At 45.5% G+C, this 20,165-nt stretch carries 17 protein-coding genes; 15 read left to right on the forward strand and 2 right to left on the reverse strand.

Going from position 1 to position 20,165, the window contains the following annotated elements; genetic code table 11:
• Positions 1 to 15: 15 nt before the first annotated feature.
• A complete protein-coding gene (locus B5X77_RS01530; protein ID WP_079504415.1) occupies positions 16 to 288 on the reverse strand; it encodes a YgaP family membrane protein in 273 nt (90 codons plus the stop codon).
• Between the two features lie 345 nt (positions 289 to 633).
• Between B5X77_RS01530 and B5X77_RS01535 the strand changes: the two genes are divergently transcribed.
• The 9 genes from B5X77_RS01535 to B5X77_RS01575 all read left to right on the forward strand — a co-directional run bounded on the left by B5X77_RS01535 (position 634) and on the right by B5X77_RS01575 (position 12,313).
• Entirely contained in the window at positions 634 to 2,373 is a 1,740-nt protein-coding gene (locus tag B5X77_RS01535) for an adenine deaminase C-terminal domain-containing protein (RefSeq protein WP_079504417.1), read from the forward strand.
• Positions 2,374 to 2,437: 64 nt separating this feature from the next.
• A complete protein-coding gene (locus tag B5X77_RS01540) occupies positions 2,438 to 3,475 on the forward strand; it encodes a DUF3048 domain-containing protein (protein WP_079504419.1) in 1,038 nt (345 codons plus the stop codon).
• 31 nt (positions 3,476 to 3,506) lie between these two features.
• Positions 3,507 to 3,827, forward strand: coding sequence for a YerC/YecD family TrpR-related protein (locus B5X77_RS01545; protein ID WP_079504421.1), 321 nt, complete (start codon positions 3,507 to 3,509; stop codon positions 3,825 to 3,827).
• Between the two features lie 135 nt (positions 3,828 to 3,962).
• The gene (locus tag B5X77_RS01550; protein WP_079504423.1) at positions 3,963 to 5,003 is read left to right on the forward strand and encodes a DUF3231 family protein; all 1,041 of its coding nucleotides are present in this window, start codon (positions 3,963 to 3,965) and stop codon (positions 5,001 to 5,003) included.
• A gap of 249 nt (positions 5,004 to 5,252) precedes the next feature.
• Positions 5,253 to 5,939 (forward strand): heptaprenylglyceryl phosphate synthase, encoded by a 687-nt coding sequence (locus tag B5X77_RS01555; protein WP_079504425.1) that lies wholly within the window; start codon positions 5,253 to 5,255, stop codon positions 5,937 to 5,939.
• Between the two features lie 66 nt (positions 5,940 to 6,005).
• On the forward strand, positions 6,006 to 8,234 hold the full coding sequence (pcrA, locus tag B5X77_RS01560) for a DNA helicase PcrA (protein WP_079504427.1): 2,229 nt from the start codon (positions 6,006 to 6,008) through the stop codon (positions 8,232 to 8,234).
• Positions 8,235 to 8,406: 172 nt separating this feature from the next.
• Positions 8,407 to 10,413, forward strand: coding sequence for an NAD-dependent DNA ligase LigA (gene ligA / locus B5X77_RS01565; protein ID WP_079505822.1), 2,007 nt, complete (start codon positions 8,407 to 8,409; stop codon positions 10,411 to 10,413).
• Between the two features lie 14 nt (positions 10,414 to 10,427).
• Positions 10,428 to 11,639 carry a CamS family sex pheromone protein gene (locus B5X77_RS01570; RefSeq protein ID WP_079504429.1) on the forward strand — a complete coding sequence of 404 codons (1,212 nt, stop codon included), beginning with the start codon at positions 10,428 to 10,430 and terminating at the stop codon, positions 11,637 to 11,639.
• A 206-nt stretch (positions 11,640 to 11,845) separates the two neighbouring features.
• Entirely contained in the window at positions 11,846 to 12,313 is a 468-nt protein-coding gene (locus tag B5X77_RS01575) for a hypothetical protein (protein ID WP_079504431.1), read from the forward strand.
• 34 nt (positions 12,314 to 12,347) lie between these two features.
• Here B5X77_RS01575 and B5X77_RS01580 read toward each other — a convergent pair whose 3' ends face one another.
• Positions 12,348 to 12,806, reverse strand: coding sequence for a DinB family protein (locus tag B5X77_RS01580; protein ID WP_079504433.1), 459 nt, complete (start codon positions 12,804 to 12,806; stop codon positions 12,348 to 12,350).
• A 365-nt stretch (positions 12,807 to 13,171) separates the two neighbouring features.
• On the opposite strand from B5X77_RS01580, the gene pruA reads away from it, so the two are divergent.
• From pruA to gatC, 6 genes are all read left to right on the forward strand, one after another.
• Positions 13,172 to 14,719 carry an L-glutamate gamma-semialdehyde dehydrogenase gene (pruA, locus tag B5X77_RS01585; RefSeq protein WP_079504435.1) on the forward strand — a complete coding sequence of 516 codons (1,548 nt, stop codon included), beginning with the start codon at positions 13,172 to 13,174 and terminating at the stop codon, positions 14,717 to 14,719.
• Positions 14,720 to 15,052: 333 nt separating this feature from the next.
• On the forward strand, positions 15,053 to 16,648 hold the full coding sequence (gene aceB / locus B5X77_RS01590; protein WP_079504437.1) for a malate synthase A: 1,596 nt from the start codon (positions 15,053 to 15,055) through the stop codon (positions 16,646 to 16,648).
• A 46-nt stretch (positions 16,649 to 16,694) separates the two neighbouring features.
• Entirely contained in the window at positions 16,695 to 17,975 is a 1,281-nt protein-coding gene (aceA, locus tag B5X77_RS01595) for an isocitrate lyase (RefSeq protein ID WP_079504439.1), read from the forward strand.
• Positions 17,976 to 18,415: 440 nt separating this feature from the next.
• Positions 18,416 to 18,865: a YueI family protein gene (locus B5X77_RS01600; protein ID WP_306807279.1), complete on the forward strand. Its 450-nt coding sequence runs from the start codon at positions 18,416 to 18,418 to the stop codon at positions 18,863 to 18,865.
• Between the two features lie 265 nt (positions 18,866 to 19,130).
• Positions 19,131 to 19,640: a hypothetical protein gene (locus tag B5X77_RS01605; protein WP_079504443.1), complete on the forward strand. Its 510-nt coding sequence runs from the start codon at positions 19,131 to 19,133 to the stop codon at positions 19,638 to 19,640.
• A 226-nt stretch (positions 19,641 to 19,866) separates the two neighbouring features.
• Positions 19,867 to 20,157, forward strand: a complete 291-nt coding sequence (gatC, locus tag B5X77_RS01610; RefSeq protein WP_079504446.1) for an Asp-tRNA(Asn)/Glu-tRNA(Gln) amidotransferase subunit GatC — start codon at positions 19,867 to 19,869, stop codon at positions 20,155 to 20,157.
• The last annotated feature ends 8 nt before the right edge of the window (positions 20,158 to 20,165 follow it).

Raw genomic sequence — 20,165 nt, forward strand, 5'->3', positions numbered from 1 at the left:
GTAACCCTTTCTGATTTAACTAGGGTTATACTGAATCCAGCCGTCGGAATCTTCATCCTCAGAGTTTTTCTGCTCCATCATATCCTGGCCTTTTTCATAGGCAGCAGTCATCGGACAATAGCGGACAATCCCCTCACCGACTTTCATTGCCCCAAGCATGGCAATGAAAAGATAGGAATCCTTCCATGGACGTTTTACCATTTTGGAGGTTGACCATGCCAGGATAGTCAGCCCTGCTGTAATCCTCACTAATGCATTCACTATTCCAATATTTGGACGCACCTTCATTTTCCCATCACTCCTCTATATATTGATTTACAGTTATTTTGAAATTCTTTAGTGCGTTAAACAGCGAAATATGTTACGATAGTACAATAATGTAAGGGCTTTCTTTTTGAAAGGTTCTTTTTTTCAAACTTTGTTGCTATAGACTACAAGATAAAATTGAATTACCTAAATTTCTTCAAAAAATTAACCCTTTTGATGAGAAAAGAGCTTGCAAACTTAGTACCGACTTACAAAATAGCTATGATCTCGTTAAACTCGGCTTTAGGATTTTAACAACAATTTTTACGAAAACAGCCTTTTGAAATTAACCACTAATTTTTAACATAAAGAAAAGGGGAACATGGTATGGAACAACGTTATCGATGGAAAAACAAACAATTACGCAACCATGCTGCTGTTTTGGACGGCACCCTTTCACCAACGGTCTTATTGAAAAATGCAACGTATTTGAACCAGACATTCCGGAAGTGGATGACTGCGAACATTTGGATTTACAATGACAGGATTGTGTATGTTGGTGATAACCTGCCGGAAAATACAAAGCAGTGTGAAATAGTGGAGTGCACCGGGTTGAAGCTGGTGCCGGGGTATATTGAACCTCACGCCCACCCATTTCAACTTTATAATCCCCATTCTTTCGCTGCGTATGCATCACAGACAGGGACAACAACACTGATTAACGACAATATGGTGCTTGCTTTACAATTAGGTAAAAAGAAAGCGTTTTCTTTTATTGATGAGCTTAATGATAATCCTGTTACGATGTACTGGTGGAGCCGTTTTGACGCACAGACGGAAATCCAGAATGAGGAGGAGGTATTCTCCAACAGCAATGTCCGTTCGTGGCTGGAGCATGAGAATGTCGTCCAGGGCGGGGAGCTGACTTGCTGGCCGAAGCTGATGAACGGAGATGACATGATCCTTCACTGGATGCAGGAAACTAAGCGTCTGCACAAGAAAATTGAAGGGCACTTCCCGGGTGCATCTGAGAAAACACTGGCGAAAATGATGCTGTTCGGCGCTGATTGCGATCATGAGGCGATGACAGGCGAGGAAGTCAGAAGAAGGCTGATGCAGGGTTATATGGTGTCACTTCGGCATTCGTCAATTCGTCCTGATTTGCCAAAGCTGCTCGATGAAATCCATGAGCTGGACATCGCGGTGTATGACCGGTTCATGATGACGACTGATGGGGCATCAACCGCATTTTATGAAAATGGCGTGATCGATGAATTGATCCGGATAGCTATCGACCGTGGCGTTCCTGTTATTGATGCCTACAACATGGCGACAATAAATATAGCGCGTTATTACAATTTTGAGCATCTGCATGGAAACATCGCGACCGGCCGGATTGCGAACATCAATATCCTGAGCGACGAAATGAACCCTACTCCTATTTCTGTGCTGGCAAAAGGCCATTGGGTCAAACGCGATGGCCAGGCAATTGATGCTGCAAAAGAGCTGGATTGGCCGGATATGGGTTTTGCGCCGCTAGAAATGGAATGGGATTTAACGATGGATGATCTGCAGTTCTCAATGCCATTTGGAATCAAGATGGAGAACTCGGTGATCACGAAGCCTTATTCCATCTCAATTGATGTGTCCGAAGATCAATTGCCTTCGAGCCATGACGAGTGCTTTTTTACATTGATAGACCGACATGGGAGCTGGCGCATCAACACAGTCCTTAAGGGCTTTGCCACTGATTTGCAGGGGCTGGCAAGCTCGTTCTCCAATACAGGAGACATTATTTTAATCGGTAAAAGCAAGCAGGATATGATTGCTGCTTTCAATAGGATGAAGGAGATTGGCGGCGGCATTGTAGCATGTGAAAATGGTGTCCCTGTCAGGGAAATCCCATTAAGGCTCCAGGGAATCATGTCAAGCCATCCTGTAACGGAGCTGATGGCTGAGGAAAAACATTTACTTGAATACTTGAAGCTAAAGGGATATAAATTTGCAGATCCGATTTATTCACTGTTATTCTTTTCATCAACTCACTTGCCATATATCCGCATCACACAGCAGGGCATCTATGACGTGATGAAAAAAACGGTACTCTTTCCAACGATAATGCGTTAAAATATAACAGTGCATCTAGATATAGACAGCCATGTACGAACTGGGAGTTCAAGGGGTGGCGAAAATGAGAAAAATATGGATCGCTGTGCTGGCAGCGGCAATGGTGCTTGCTAGCGGGTGCAGTAAAGAGACAGAGAAAAAAGAGGCTACAGAACATAAAGAAAAAGAGATGGAAGTAGAAGAGGTTGTCGCACCAGAGGAACTTCCGTATCAGTTCCCTCTTACCGGCATTGGTACTGAAGAAGAAAGTTCGGACCGTGCGGTAGCTGTAGTGGTGAACAACCATCCGAAGGCTCGGCCGCAGTCTGGCCTCCAGCACGCCGACGTTGTTCATGAAGTTCTTGCTGAAGGGGACGTCACTAGATTCGTGGCGATTTTTCAGAGTGAGAAGCCGGAAAAAATAGGGCCAGTCCGAAGTGCGCGGGAATACTTTGTCGGCCTTGCATCCGGGTTTGACAGCTTTTTCATCGCCCATGGATACAGTCCAGAAGCGAAGGAAATGCTTGAAAGCGGAGTGATTGATAATATCAACGGAATGCAATATGATGGCAGCTTATTCAAACGCGCGGATTTCAGGAAGGCACCCCATAATTCCTATATCACCTATAAGAATATCTTAAAGGGAGCTGAAATGAGGGGCTATGACATGAACGAGGCCCCAAAACCTGCAGTATTTTTCAGCAGTGAGGATGCTGATAAGCTGGAGGGCACTCCGGCGGAGGAATTGATGGTCTCCTATGGGACACCATCGTTTGACGTAATTTACGAGTATGATGCTAAATTGCAGAAGTACCACCGTTTTAATGGAAGTGAAGAAACAGTGGACCTTGAATCAAAGGAACCTGTTCTGCTCGACAACATCCTTGTTGTGCAAATGAACCATAAAATAATGGATGATGCAGGCCGCAGGGATATCGACATGACTTCTGGCGGCAAGGGATACCTTTTCCAAAAAGGAAAAGTGAATGAGATACAATGGAAAAATGAAGCTGGCAGGATCGTCCCTTATAAGGATGGAGCACAAGCTGGTTTCGTTCCGGGGAAAACATGGATCAACATTGTCCCATCAATCAGCGATGTCTCATTCGACTCTCAACAATAAAAATTCTGAGAAAAAATAAGGGGTAGACTATATGCAAATTGATAAATTAAGAGGCAAGGAACTCGATCAATTATTCAAGGCGATTCTATCGCTGAAAGATCTCGATGAGGCATACCGCTTCTTTGACGACCTGGCGACAGTGAACGAAATCCAGTCGCTTGCGCAGCGTCTTGAAGTGGCACGCATGCTCCGCGAAGGCAAGACCTATCATAAAATCGAAACAGAAACTGGTGCGAGCACGGCAACAATCTCCCGGGTCAAGCGCTGCTTGAACTATGGAAACGACGCTTATGAAATGGCGCTTGAAAGATTGAAAGAGGAAGAGAATTCCGAGAGGGAACAAGCAAAGTAATATTGCAGCAGCAAAGACGGTATCCAAATGGATCCCGTCTTTTTTTTTTTGACTTAGAATTCAAATGGACGATGTGCGGTATAATATTGTGCCATGAGAAAAAAACTAACCAAAAAGACGGGTTAGGGGTAAATTATGAAATCATCAATCAAGCCGATCCAATATGATACAAGCAAGTTAAATCCCTCAGAAAAGTTCACAAGCGTGGAGATGGGAAAGCTGTGGGCTACATATGTGGGTAATAGCATGTCAAATAAACTCATCAGACATTTCCTCCAGCATGTGAATGACGAGGATATCAAGACGCTGCTTGAGAATGCGCTGCATCTAACAGAGGACTTTATGGCGACGATTAAACGATTCATGGAGAACGAAAACTTTCCTGTGCCTGAGGGCTATACCGAACGCGACCTTAATTCTTCTGCCCCGCGTTTATTTGAAGACGAGTTCTATGTCCACTACTTGAAATATGCAGCCAAAGCAGGGTTGAGCCTATATGCTATTGCACTTCCGCTTGTGATGAGGCTTGATATCAGGGAATTTTTTGTGCAATGCGGTATGGTGACGGCAGAACTCCTGGGGCAAATCAACGGAATTTTGATGGACAAAGGCTTCATTATTAAACCGCCTGTTCTGCCAACACCGGAAAAAGTGGATTTTGTGGGAAGAAAAAGTTATTTTAATGGATTTGGCCATGAAGTCAGGCCGCTCCATGCTCTTGAGGTGACCCACCTATATGACAATATAGAGAATAATGTCACCAGCAAGGCATTGCTGCTCGGGTTCAGCCAGGTTGCAAGGACCGAGAAGGTGCGTACATTTTTTATCAGGGGAATTGAAATGACTGATAAAATGGTAGAGCAGATGAAGACTAAGCTGCATAAGGAAAATCTGCCATCACCGGCATTGCTGGATCATTTGGTGACCAACTCGACAATCTCGCCCTTTTCCGAAAAACTAATGCTCAGCCATAAAGCGGATATGTTTTCTATGAAGGTCCGGTCGATGGGAAATTCTATGGCGGTCAATGGCCGGAAGGATATTGGAATCTTATATGGGAAACTTCTCATAAGTGTGGCATTATATGCAGAGGATGCTGCGGAAATCCTGATAGAGAACAGCTGGCTGGAACAGCCGCCGCAGGCCGCTGACCGAAATAAATTGGCGTCAGAATAACCAAAACAGAGCTTGCAGCTGCAGGCTCTTTTTTTGGTTATTTATTTCTTTTCGGAAAAGTTTTTCTTAGGACGTTAAAGAACGACTTTTCCCTTCGTTCCGGTCAGCCCTGTCAGCCAGATGCATGGAAATATAGGCGGCCAGCGCTGCTCGGGGCGAATGAGCTTTTCTCACATGTTTCCTTTTTTATATAACAGCAACAAATGCTATAATGGTGGAATGGATAGATAGAATGGGGGCAATTCACGGATGTACGATGTTCGCGAGTGGAGACATGTGTTTAAACTCGATCCAAATAAAGAGATCACTGATGAAAAATTAGAAAGAATTTGCGAGTCTGGTACCGACGCGATCATGGTTGGGGGCACAGATGGTGTGACGCTAGAAGGCGTGCTGGACCTGATGGCCCGTGTCCGCCGCTACACAGTTCCATGCGTTCTCGAGGTATCGACAATCGACTCAATCACGCCGGGATTCGATTTTTATTTTATCCCGACGGTGCTGAATAGCGGAAACCCTCAGTGGATAACCGGTCTACACCATGAAGCGGTCAAGGAATACGGCGACCTGATGGATTGGGACGAAGTGAAAATGGAAGGCTATTGCATCCTGAATCCGGATTGCAAGGCAGCCAAACTGACTGATGCGAAGACTGAGATTTCGGTCGATGATGTAAGGGCCTACGCGATGATGGCGGAAAAAATGTTCAACCTGCCGATTTTCTATTTGGAATACAGCGGCACGTACGGCGACCCTGGAATGGTCAAAGCAGCAAAAGGAGTTCTCGACCAAACCGTGCTCTTTTACGGCGGCGGAATCGAAACGGCACAGCAGGCTGAAGAGATGGCCAGCCATGCCGATGTCATTGTGGTTGGAAATGTTGTGTACACCAACTTTGATGAGGCATTGAAGACAATTGTAGCAGTAAAGAAATAACCAATATTGTATAGAGATATATTATAAGATAAAATAAGAACAAATGTTTGTATGGTGGTGACGATTGTGCAATTTTTAACGGATAAATTATTGAACGGCCTGAATCCTGAGCAGCAGAAGGCTGTAAAGACAGTCGACGGGCCGCTGCTCCTGATGGCAGGAGCGGGCTCTGGTAAAACAAGGGTTTTGACACACAGGATTGCATATTTAATGGTGGAAAAAGGAGTCAATCCTTACAACATCCTTGCGATAACCTTTACGAATAAGGCAGCGCGCGAAATGCGGGAGAGGATCCAGAAGATGATGGGCGGCGCGGCGGATGAGATTTGGATTTCGACGTTCCACTCGATGTGTGTGCGGATTTTACGCAGAGACATCGACCGTCTCGGATACAACCGCAACTTCACGATTCTTGACTCGACTGATCAGCAGTCGGTCATTAAGTCGATCCTGAAGGACAAGAATATGGACCCGAAGAAATTCGATCCGCGTGCAATCTTGGGGACAATCAGCTCGGCGAAGAACGAATTGATCACGCCGGAAGAGTATGCGAAAACAGCAGGAGATTATTTTTCACAGAAGGTCAGCGATGTGTACGAAGAGTATCAGCGCAGGCTTCGTAAAAATAACGCGCTTGATTTCGATGATTTGATCATGACGACGATTACGCTATTCATCCGTGTACCTGAAGTGCTGGAGTATTATCAGCGCAAGTTCCAGTATATTCACGTCGATGAGTACCAGGATACAAACAGGGCACAATACATGCTGGTAAAATTGCTGGCGCAGCGCTTCCAGAATCTTTGTGTTGTAGGTGACTCCGACCAGTCGATCTATCGCTGGCGCGGTGCTGACATAGCGAATATCCTTTCTTTTGAAAAGGACTATCCAAGAGCGAGTGTCATTTTACTGGAGCAGAATTACCGCTCAACGAAGAAGATTTTGCTGGCTGCGAATATGGTCATCCAGAACAATTTAAACCGCAAGCCGAAGAATCTTTGGACAGAAAATGCGGAGGGCAACAAAATCATGCATTATCGCGCTGACAGTGAGCAGGGCGAAGCACAGTTCGTTATTGGTAAAATCCAGGAACTTGTCCGCAATGGCCGCAAGCTGTCTGATATCGCGATTCTGTACAGGACGAATGCTCAGTCGCGTGTCATCGAGGAATCGTTCCTGAAATCCAATATCGATTACTCGATCGTTGGCGGCATCAAGTTCTATGACAGAAAAGAAATCAAGGACATCCTTGCATACCTCCGTCTGATTTCAAATCCGGATGATGACATCAGTTTGCAAAGGATCATCAATGTTCCGAAGCGTGCGATTGGTTCAACATCCATCGATAAAATTGCCAACTTCGCAACAATGCATGATCTGTCCATGTTCCAGGCACTTGAAACGATTGAAATGATCGGCCTGAGCCCGAAAGCAGAAAAAGCAGCTGCCGAGTTCCGCAACCTGATCAGCAATTACACTCATCAGCAGGAGTATCTGTCAGTAACCGAGCTGGTTGAGGAAGTGCTTGATAAGACCGGTTACCGTGACATGCTGAAGGCGGAAAAGTCGCTGGAATCACAGAGCAGACTTGAAAACATAGATGAATTTTTAACCGTAACAAAAAGCTTTGAAGAAAGCAGTGAAGACAAGAGTCTGGTAGCTTTCCTGACGGATTTGGCGCTTGTTGCCGACATCGATCGACTGGACGATGATGGCGAGCAAAAAACCGATTATGTTACTCTGATGACACTGCACTCAGCCAAGGGCCTTGAATTCCCGGTCGTGTTCCTGATCGGGATGGAAGAAGGAGTCTTCCCTCACAGCCGCTCCTTGATGGAAGAGGACGAAATGGAGGAAGAGCGCCGTCTTGCCTACGTGGGAATTACCCGCGCCGAGGAGCAGCTTTACATCACGAATGCACAGATGCGCACCCTTTTCGGCCGCACGAATATGAATCCGGAATCGCGCTTCATCAAGGAAATTCCAGCTGAATTAATTGAAGACGCCGTTCCGAAAGTAAGAAAACCTTCACCAATGAGCGGCGGCAGGCCTGCCGTGTCAGGAAGACCATCCATGCCAACTCGCGGAGCTGTTACCCGTCCGGTTGCTGCAGCCAGCGGGGGCGAAGGCATTGAATGGAAGGTCGGCGATAAAGCCCAGCATGGCAAGTGGGGAACAGGAACGGTGGTCAGCGTAAAAGGATCCGGAGAAGGAACCGAGCTTGATATCGCGTTCCCAAGCCCAACCGGAATCAAACGATTGCTGGCCAAGTTCGCACCGATTACCAAGGCGTAAACTATATCATTCTTACAATTAAATTACTGTCTGGCTCAAGTGCCTTGCCAGTTATCATCCCTGTGAGAGTTTCCTCGATTATCTTGCGAGAAGCGTTAGCTTTGAGAGTTCGAGTCACTTATCCGGGCTGGCTAAGGTGCTTGTCCTTTACGGTTATGAAAGGGCTGGATTTATGGATTTTCAAAGCGCTGAGAAAAAAGCCAAGGATTTGCAAAATCTGCTGAATCAATATGCTTACGAATATTATGTACTGGATCAGCCGTCGGTTCCCGACTCGGAATATGACAGGCTGCTGCGGGAACTGATTGAAATAGAGGAGCAATTCCCTGAACTGCAGACACCAGAATCTCCTACACTGCGTGTCGGAGGGGAAATTTTAACGATGTTCAACAAGGTCCAGCACGCGATTCCGATGCTAAGTCTCGGAAATGCATTTAATGACCAGGACCTCCGTGATTTCGACCGTCGTGTGCGCCAGGGTGTTGGCGACAATGTTTCCTATGTCTGCGAGCTGAAGATCGATGGTCTTGCAGTGTCGCTCATTTATGAGAATGGCCTGTTGGTGCGAGGTGCCACTCGCGGAGATGGAACCACAGGTGAGGATATTACGTCTAACCTGAAGACAATCCGTTCTATGCCCATCCGCTTGAAGGAGCCGGTTTCGCTTGAAGTCCGCGGTGAGGCGTTCATGCCGAAGAAGTCATTTGAAGCCTTGAATAAAGCAAGGGAAGAACGGGAAGAAGAGCCATTTGCCAATCCGCGGAATGCGGCAGCTGGTTCTTTGCGCCAGCTCGACCCGAAGATTGCGGCTTCAAGAAATCTTGATGTCTTCCTCTATGGAATCGCCAATGTCGGTGATACCGGAATCCGCTCCCACAGCGAAGGCCTGGACTATCTGGAGCAGCTTGGATTTAAAACAAATAAAGAACGCCGGAAAGTGGACAGCATCGAGGGCGTTATTGACTATGTTAACGGCTGGGTCGAAAAACGCCCAGAGCTTCCGTATGATATTGATGGCATCGTCATCAAGGTTGACTCACTCGATCAGCAGGCAGAACTGGGAACAACGGCAAAAAGCCCTCGCTGGGCCATCGCTTTCAAATTCCCGGCTGAAGAAGTCGTGACAACTTTGAAGGACATAGAATTGAGCGTTGGCCGCACCGGAGTTGTCACGCCGACGGCCATCCTTGAACCAGTCCAGGTAGCCGGCACGACAGTTGGCCGTGCATCCTTGCATAATGAAGACCTGATCCGCGAAAAGGATATTAAAATTGGTGACAAAGTCGTCATCAAAAAAGCGGGGGATATCATTCCTGAAGTCGTCAATGTCCTTGCCGAGCAGCGGACGGGCGAAGAGATTGAATTCCATATGCCAACCCACTGCCCTGAATGTGACAGTGAGCTTGTGAGGATTGAAGGCGAAGTCGCGCTTCGCTGTATCAATCCGAAATGCCCTGCCCAGATAAGAGAAGGCTTGATCCACTTTGTTTCCCGCGATGCGATGAACATTGACGGGCTGGGAGAAAGAGTGGTCAGCCAGTTGTTTGCACAAGAATTGATCAAGGATGTAGCCGACATTTATAAGCTGACACGGGAGCAATTGCTGGCTCTCGAGCGAATGGGCGAGAAATCCGTCAATAATCTGCTGTCTGCCATTGAAGCCACAAAGGAAAATTCATTGGAGAAGCTATTGTTTGGCCTCGGTATCCGCCTGGTTGGAGCAAAAGCCGCCAAGACATTGGCGCAGGAATTTGGAACGATGGACCACCTGATGAAGGCATCGAAAGAAGAATTGACTGCCATCAATGAAATCGGCGATAAAATGGCCGACTCCATCGTCACTTATTTTGACAGCGATGAAGTGAGCGAACTGATTTCCGAGTTGAAAGCAGTCGGCGTCAATATGGAATACAAAGGCCCTAAGAAGATTACCGCAGAAGATTCTGATTCGTTCTTTGCCGGTAAAACAATCGTGTTGACAGGCAAGCTCGAGCAGTTGAGCCGAAACGAAGCGAAAGATAAGATTGAGGCGCTAGGCGGCAATGTAGCCGGCAGCGTCAGCAAGAAAACAGACTTGGTCATTGCCGGAGAAGATGCCGGCTCGAAGCTGACAAAAGCTGAAAGCCTTGGGATTGAAGTGTGGAATGAGGAGAGAATGCTTGAAGAATTAAACAAATAAGAGGTGTACACGCCATGAGAAAGCTCTCAATGGTCGCTCTATCCCTTGTCCTTCTGCTGACGGCCTGTGCCCCGAATTTTCAAAAGCAGGAACAGGTTGTCCAGAAGAAGGATGATGATACTAAAGAAAAAGCGATTATCCCGAAATACAAGATTTCGGAAGAATATTACCGTACAATCATGCCGTTTGAGCCCGGGGAAGCACGCGGCATGGTCGTCAACAACCTGAATACGCGCTATGACATAACCGAGTTCGAAACCGGACTGATGCGCGTGGCCCAGAACTCTTTTCCAACCGATAAGTATGTTTTTAAAGAAGGACAGTACCTTGATGGAGACACAGTTTCCGCCTGGCTGGAACGCGAAATGACTCCGGCGCAGGCTGCGGCAAAGGAAAAAGAGCTCAAAGCCAAGCAAGAAAACAAAAATAAGAAGGTTACAGTGAAAAACCTGGGCCTAAACCCTGCCGACCCCGGCAAGGGAGATGTCCACGATCGAAATAAAAAGAACCCTATTTACCTCGCCCACATCCTGGAACATAACTATCTCGTCCAGTCGGGTGAAAAGGATACGTACCAGCTTGGCGGCATTGCCATTGGGCTGGCGCTGAATTCCGTCCACTATTATCGTGAGGAAGCATTTGGAGCTGTGTTCGAGAAAAATATTTCTCGTAAAGTGCTGGAGGCAGAAGGCAAAAAAATCGCCCAGCAGGTCGTAAGCAGACTCCGGAACATCGAAGAATTAAGGAATGTGCCAATCACTATTGGATTGTTTGAGCAGGAAAGCCGGTCTTCTGTTGTACCAGGAAACTTCTTCACTTATGCCGAAGTTTCACAAGGCAGCAACAATATCGGCAGCTGGAAAGATGTAAAAGAAGAGTATATTCTCTTCCCATCTGCCAAAGCCGAGAAGGAACACAGAGATGACCTGACCTTTTTTGAAAACTTCAAACAAGACGTAGAAGAGTACTTCCCTAACTTCAACGGCGTCATAGGAAAAGGCTTTTATGTGGATGGACAGCTGCAGGAGCTTAACATCGAGATTCCTATCCAGTTTTACGGAAAAGCAGAATCAATCGGATTCACCCAGTACGTGACCGGCCTGGTGATGGAGCATTTCCCTAACTACATCTCCGTTCAGGTCAGTGTATCCTCCGTCGTTGGCCAGGAAGCCCTGATTGTCAAAAAGCCAGATCAGGATGAACCATTTGTCCATATTTATCAATAAGGAAAAGCAAAGAGCTAATTGGCTCTTTGTTTTTTTACATTGGAGAGAAAGGCGAAGCCATATGCGTGCTTTGCAGGGAACGGGATATTGGGAATTAAAAAGAGGTTTATTGAAGTGAGGGCAGCCCGGAAATTTTGGTCATTAAAGGTGTATCTATCATTCTAAGTAATTCGTCTAAATAAGAAACTGGTTTGAGGAGGAATTAGATGAAGTCTCTACTCCTGTGTGGGATGCTTCTCATTTTATTGGCCGGTTGTACACAATCTGGGTCCATCCCTGTTACAGCAGAAGACCAACAGGAGATTGAAAAATACATCCGGCAGGAAGTGATGTCAGCAAACTTTGGCGGAGAAATCTTTAGTGCATATGAGATATTGGGCTCTGACCATGAGAAAAGTGAACTATACATTTGGGCGTTAATCGAGGAATACTACAGGGAAGGCACAAATATAGAACAGGGTACTGGAATGTCTGTTCCGATGGTGCTCAAGGTTGATCAAACTGAAAGTCCCCTAAAAGTACTCAGCCATACTGAGCCAAGAGACGGAAGTTTTTATGCTGCTGATATTAAAGACATGTTCCCCTACTATGCTGAGAAAAAAGCCCTTAACTACCCAACAAGCCATGTAGACAAGCTGGTTAAAGAGATTGAGGCTGAAGTTGATGGAAAATAGTATTGAAAAAGCAAAGAGGGCTGCTCTTTGCTTTTTACATGCATTTCTTGATATCAAGTATTGTCTGGAGATGCATTCCTTCATGGAAAATCGTCCGGACGAGAACCTGTTCGATGGTGTGCATCCCCATCTCGGTTGGCGGGAATTCCTCCTCAAGGCGATCGCCGTACAACTCTTTGATTCTCGCAGGCTGGGCTTTGAGCAATTCTTTTAACTCAGCATAGGAAGGAGTTTCTTCGGTGAAATTCGCTGGAGAAGTTCCATAGCCGAACCAGTTATTGAAGTTTTCCGGAATATCCGCTTTTTCCTTTGTCACAGCCTGGATCCATAGATATTGGTCAAGATAAATATGTCCAAGATTCCAGCGGAAATTGTTATGGAAACCCGCGGGGATCTTTTCTGCATCCTCAGCAGTAACCGTATCTGAAACAGCTAAAACCTCGCTGCGGCAGGATTCGAGTAGATTGAACAAGACTTCGTGACGTTTTTTCATATAAAATGATCTCCTTTTATGAATGATAGATAAATATTCTCTAGTTTTTCGTATTTCCCTTCTGAAGGAGAGTGCGATTTTATTGTAAGGATCAATTTATTGGCGATAATCTGATTTAATCGACCACATTCTTGAATATATCAGCGGAAAATGAAATATATCAACCACATTTCGGGATATATCGATCACATTTTAAAATATATCGACCACACTGAAAAAAACCTCCAAATTATAATATTGACATAATAAAAAATGAGAAAATTCGCAATCCAAGACTTGCTAGTACGTTGGCATTGAACACTACAAGACTCTCATGATAGAATGGGGAAGGAATGAAAACGTTTTAGTATGCAGGAGGGGATAGAATGGTTCAGCCATACAAACACGAGCCTTTCACGAATTTTAAAGTTGATGAAAACCGTGAAGGATACTTAACAGGACTAAAAACAGTAGAAGGCTATCTTGGCCAGGATTACGATTTGGTAATTGGCGGAGAGAGAATTTCAACTGAAGACAAGATTGTATCTTACAACCCATCCAATAAAGAAGAAGTTATTGGACGCGTTTCAAAGGCAAACCGCGATTTAGCTGAAAAAGCAATGCAGGCTGCTGTTGAAGCGTTCAAAACATGGAAGAAAGTAAAGCCTGAAACACGTGCAGATGTATTATTCAAGGCTGCAGCGATCATCCGCCGCCGCAAGCATGAGTTCTCTGCCCTTTTAACAAAAGAAGCAGGCAAGCCTTGGAACGAAGCAGATGCTGATACAGCAGAAGCAATCGATTTCCTAGAGTACTATGCCCGCCAAATGCTGAAAATCAAAGACGGTATGCCAGTAAACAGCCGTCCAAATGAATATAACCGTTATGATTACATTCCTCTCGGAGTGGGAATCGTTATTTCACCTTGGAACTTCCCATTAGCGATTATGGCCGGTACTACTGTAGCAGCGATCGTTACTGGTAACACAGTTCTATTAAAGCCAGCTTCTACAACTCCAGTAGTTGCAGCAAAGTTTGTTGAAGTTATGGAAGAAGCAGGTCTTCCTGCGGGTGTTCTTAACTTTGTACCGGGAAGCGGCGCAGAAGTGGGCGACTACCTTGTTGACCATAAGGATACTCGCTTCGTAAGCTTCACAGGTTCACGTGACGTGGGTCTGCGCATTTACGAGCGCGCTTCAAAATTGAGCGAAGGCCAAATCTGGCTTAAGCGTGTAATCGCTGAAATGGGCGGAAAAGATACTATGGTTGTCGACAAAGATGCTGATCTTGAGTTAGCAGCCCAGGCGATCACTGCTTCCGCTTTCGGTTTCTCAGGACAAAAATGCTCTGCATGTTCACGTGCTGTAATCGTAGAAGATGTATATGATCAAGTTCTTAATCGTGTAGTTGAGCTTACAAATGAGCTTAAGCTTGATGATCCTACAGATCAAAGCACTTTCATGGGTCCTGTTAATGACCAGGGTGCGTTCGACAAAATCATGAGCTACATCGAAATCGGCAAAGAAGAAGGCCGTTTGATGACTGGCGGCGAAGGAGACAGCTCAAAAGGCTACTTCATCAAGCCTACAATCTTCGCTGATCTTGATCCAAATGCAAGAATCATGCAGGAAGAGATCTTCGGACCAGTTGTCGCATTCGCAAAGGCGAAGGACTTCGACCATGCCCTTGAAATCGCGAACAACACTGAGTACGGCCTGACTGGAGCTGTCATCACGCGCAACCGTGAAAACATCCAGAAGGCTCGTGAAGATTTCCATGTCGGAAACCTTTACTTCAACCGCGGCTGCACAGGTGCAATCGTAGGATACCAGCCATTCGGCGGATTCAACATGTCAGGAACAGATTCAAAAGCTGGCGGACCAGACTATCTGCTTCTTCACATGCAAGCAAAAACTACATCTGAAATGTACTAATACAGATTTAAATCCCTTCTCATTTTGAGAGGGGATTTTTTTGTTTTCACAAAAAACCTGTAACTAAGGGCAAAGCACGAGAACCTCTTTTATGATATGGAGGGCTTCTGTACTGTTAGGTCTGAAATATTCCTCTTTGGTCCAAACGTTGATATGGTAAGGTTTCAAGACTCTTTTCTTGATGAAAAGAGTCTTTTTTCTATAGGTCGATTTTCTTAATCTGAAAAATTTTTCAGAAAAATTTAACAAAATAGTTGCAATCTAAAAACACTGTTATATAATACATATTAGAGTTATTGATACTGTACTATAACAAAGAGGTGAGGATAGTAAATGTCGACGCAAACTACAGGTATTGAAATCATAGGCAGCATGAAAAGCGGATATGAAGAAATTTTGACGCCGGAAGCGCTTGATTTTGTTGAGCGGCTTGAGAGACATTTTGGAGAGCGCCGGGTGGAACTGCTGGCAGCCCGTAAAAAGCGTCAGGCGGAAATTAATACTGGCAAGCTGCCGGACTTCCTGCCAGAAACAAAGCATATTCGTGAAGGAGATTGGACGATCGCTCCGCTGCCAAAAGACTTGCAGGATCGGCGGGTGGAAATCACAGGTCCAACAGACAGGAAGATGATCATCAACGCGCTTAATTCCGGAGCGAAAATATTTATGGCTGATTGTGAAGACTCAACTTCGCCGACATGGGAAGCGATAGTGGAGGGGCAGATCAATTTAAGGGATGCTGTCAATCGGACGATTTCCTTTGAAAATCCTAACGGAAAGAAGTATCTACTTAACGAAAAAACAGCTGTTTTAATGGTTCGCCCGCGAGGCTGGCATCTGGAAGAAAAACATATATTGCTCGATGGTAACCCAATTTCAGGCGGATTATTCGATTTCGCAATGTACTTTTTCCATAATGCGAAAAAGTTGGTGGAGCAGGGGACAGGGCCATACTTCTATCTCCCGAAAATGGAGAGCCACCTTGAAGCCCGCCTATGGAATGATGTGTTCGTTTACGCACAGAATGACGTCGGCATTCCACAGGGAACGATTAAAGCAACTGTTTTAATAGAAACCATCCTGGCCTCATTCGAAATGAATGAAATTCTCTACGAATTGAAGGAGCACTCGGCTGGACTCAATTGCGGCCGCTGGGACTACATTTTTAGCTACTTGAAGAAGCTACGCTCGCAGGATGATGTAATTTTACCTGATCGCTCACAGGTGACGATGACGGTACCGTTCATGAGATCATACTCCCTGCTGACGATCCAGACTTGCCACAGGCGCAAGGCACCAGCAATGGGCGGCATGGCGGCACAAATTCCGATTAAGAACGATGAGGAAGCAAACGCTGAAGCATTCGCCAAGGTCCGAGCTGATAAGGAACGTGAAGCCCGCGATGGCCATGATGGAACCTGGGTCGCACATCCGGGATTGGTACCTGTAGCGATGGAGGCATTCAATCAGGAAATGCTGCAGCCGAATCAAATTGAATCAGGTAAGCAGATGGACATAGAAGTAAATGCTGAAGACCTTCTGGCTGTACCAGAGGGGACTATAACAGAAGCTGGGGTCCGCATGAATATCAATGTCGGCATCCAGTACGTCGCTTCCTGGCTGAATGGCCGCGGCGCAGCCCCGATCCATAATCTGATGGAAGATGCAGCAACAGCGGAGATTTCCCGTGCGCAGTTATGGCAATGGATCCGCCACCCGAAAGGTGTTCTTGATGATGGCCGTGAAGTGACAGCAGAAATGTATCATGAGCTGAAAGTAGAAGAACTTGAAAAAATTAAACTGGAAGTCGGCGAAGCCGTTTTTGAAAACGGAAAATTTGAGCAGGCAGCAGAACTGTTTGATCAATTAATTTTAAACGATGAGTTTGTTGAGTTTTTGACATTGCCTGGATACCGGGCGCTGGCTTAATAGTTTGATAGATTAATATAAAAATAATTATTAGGAGGAACAGATAATGACTCAAAATCGTGTAAAGCAATTGCAGGAAAGCTGGGAAATGGATAGCAGATGGGCTGGAGTGGAACGGACATATACTGCAGAGGACGTCATCAAGCTCCGCGGTTCGATTGATATTGAATATACACTGGCACGTCGCGGTGCTGAAAAGCTTTGGACGCTTGTGAATGAAGAGGACTTCGTCAATGCACTGGGCGCTCTGACCGGTAACCAGGCGGTTCAGCAGGTAAAAGCAGGCTTGAAGGCAATTTATCTGAGCGGCTGGCAGGTTGCGGCAGATGCAAACCTTTCCGGAAATATGTATCCTGACCAGAGCTTGTACCCGGCAAACAGTGTTCCTGCAGTCGTCAAGCGCATTAACCAGGCACTTCAGCGGGCTGACCAGATTACTCACGGTGAAGGAGACGATTCAATCGATTGGTTTGCACCGATCGTGGCGGATGCAGAAGCAGGCTTCGGCGGCCAGTTGAATGTGTTTGAACTAATGAAAGGCATGATTGAAGCTGGTGCTGCCGGAGTCCACTTTGAAGACCAGCTTTCCTCCGAAAAGAAATGCGGACACCTTGGCGGAAAAGTGCTGCTTCCTACACAAACGGCTGTACGCAACCTGATTGCGGCGCGCCTTGCAGCTGATGTAATGGGAACGCCTACGTTGATCGTGGCACGTACAGATGCTAATGCAGCGGATTTGATCACAAGCGATGTTGATCCATATGATGCTCCGTTCATCACAGGTGAAAGGACTCCTGAAGGATTCTTCCGTGTCAAGGCTGGCCTTGACCAGGCCATCGCCCGTGGCCTTGCTTATGCTCCATATGCAGACCTGGTTTGGTGCGAGACATCTGAACCGGACCTGGAGGAAGCTCGCCGCTTTGCAGAAGCAATCCATGAAAAGTATCCTGGCAAGCTGCTTGCATACAATTGCTCACCATCATTCAACTGGAAAAAGAAGCTGGATGACGAAACGATTGCTAAGTTCCAGGTGGAGCTGGGCAAGATGGGTTACAAGTTCCAGTTCGTCACACTTGCAGGCTTCCACGCCCTGAATCATAGCATGTTTGAACTGGCACGCGGCTACAAAGAGCGCGGCATGGCTGCATACTCCGAGCTGCAGCAGGCTGAATTCGCCAGCGAGCAGTATGGCTACACAGCAACAAGGCACCAGCGCGAAGTCGGAACTGGCTACTTCGATGATGTATCAATGGTCATTTCCGGAGGGACTTCTTCAACGACTGCTTTGAAAGGCTCAACGGAAGAAGCGCAGTTTACTGCTTCTTGATTTAGCTTTATTGCGGGTTTGCTCTTCGCCTGGGCCCTCCAATTCAGGCGAAGATTTACCATAATGTTTTAGACTTTTTCACCTTGCATTCTCCTATTTGTGTCCTCCTCTTCGATCTGAAGAGGAGGTTTTTTTGCGGGAAAATAGGATAACCTTAAACTAGCACAGACTCTTGGGCGGAAACATACATAGTATTATATTGATCATAAAGACAGAAAATGAGATTGTTCGCGGTCAAGGAAATGATGGACAAAAAATGAAGGGAATTAAGGATTTTTGTCCGTCATCAAGGCAATGATGGACAGAAAGTGAAGGGTAATCATGATTTTTGTCCGTCATTGAATCAGCAGGGAGCGTGGTTTTAGCTCAAGGCCAGTCTAAAGGGTTAATATTAGTGTATTGAATGTAAAACACAAAACCATTGTTGTATTAAGTTGGGGGTGACTAAGTTGAGCAACAGCAAATTGGATGATTACTTGCAGCAGGGGATCCATGGTGCGAAACAGACAAAGCCGGATGAGAGAAGGAGATTCCTTACCACACTGAGGGAGCGGGTGATCATTGCGCTTTCTCAGGGTGAAGTCATGAGGAAGGGCGTTGAACCCGAGGTGGAGCAGCTGATGGATGAAAATCGTGAAGCCCACCTCTTTTTAAACGGAAATATAGCCTATACTCATTTATCTGAATACATTAAAGCGGCAGAAAAGCGCGGCATCGAGTTTACGATTGTCACGAACAAGGAGTATGATTCGGAGCTTGGACTTGTTTTGGCACATGACCATGCGATTGATAAAGAGGAGATTTATCTTTCGAAAAAAGTGAGGCCAGTCGTACAAACGAGTCCTAAGGTAAAGAAGAAGGGCTTTTTTTCAAAGCTGTTCGGGAGATAAAATAAGCGGCTTGCGAGGACCGCTTATTTTATTTGCTTATTTAAGAAGCACAAATACTTCGATTTAAAATTAACTTTTCGATTGTTTGTTCCTTACTTTTTCTTCACGGGTGCTTAGAAAAATGGTAATTTCCACTACTAAGAAGCCATTTATCTTATTCATAAAATAGTTGAAAAATGTACATCTATCCTAGCAGGTTTGTCCATTCAAATTTTCTCACCTCCTCATATATTATTTTAGATACTTTTAAGGAGGTGAAGGTTGTATGCACAACAATATTTTAACAACGGGACCTATGAAAATTCCGGGAAGGGTTACAGGTGACCCTGAAGGCGGGCCGCCTGAAGTGATGCGTGTGTCGATTAAGAATCCAACAACAAGAAGTTTTAGGATTAGGCTGTTTGCAGAAGTATGTTATATAGCACAGGATGGTTCAGGAGTTGGATTAAGAGAAGAGATTTTTCCGGATGATGAATTTATTATACCTGCAAATAATTGTCGAAACAGAACATTCCCATTTTTAATAGTTCCGGACATTGGAGCCAGAGTAGGTGATCAGCTGCGTTTTTTTGCAGTAGGCGACCTTGGTGATGAGGCAGAAAAGCTAGAGTTGTCTTTTGTTGGACAAAGGGTCACAGATGGAAGCCAAATGAACGAACCCACACTGTTCTTTCGCCACTCCGATCTTCTTGTAGTCAGAAATACCCGAATCCACTCGATTCCATCATTAAACGATATTAATACTCAATCGACAAATAAATGGCTAGATGAGTAAATAACTTACAGCAATAGGGATAAGCTAACATGCTTTGTCCCTTTTGTTTTTTAACTTATTAGTATTCGTAAAATTCAGAATGATGTTGAAAACGTCTTTTATCTCCTGCGATCCTTTGACTTTTGATACAATAGAACAAACAGCAAGGCTTGTATTGCTTTAACGTGCAAAACTTTGCTATCATCAATATTATTATTGTCTGACGATTTACAATGGAGGTGCTTTTATGACAAGGATTTCAGAGGAACAGGTGAAGCATGTCGCACACCTGGCGAGATTAGCGATAACTGAAGAAGAGGCAGAAAAGCTGTCAGACCAGCTGGCTAAAATTATTACATATGCAGAGCAGTTGAATGAGCTGAATACAGATAATGTTGAGCCGACAGCACATGTTCTTGAAATAAAAAATGTTATGCGCGAAGACCGTGCACAAGAGGGACTGCCACGCGAAGAGGTCTTGAAGAATGCGCCTGAACATAAGGATGGACAGATTAAAGTACCTGGAATTATGGAGTAGGAGGATCG

The organism is Mesobacillus jeotgali, from assembly GCF_900166585.1.
Classification (GTDB): Bacteria; Bacillota; Bacilli; order Bacillales; family Cytobacillaceae; genus Mesobacillus; species Mesobacillus jeotgali_A.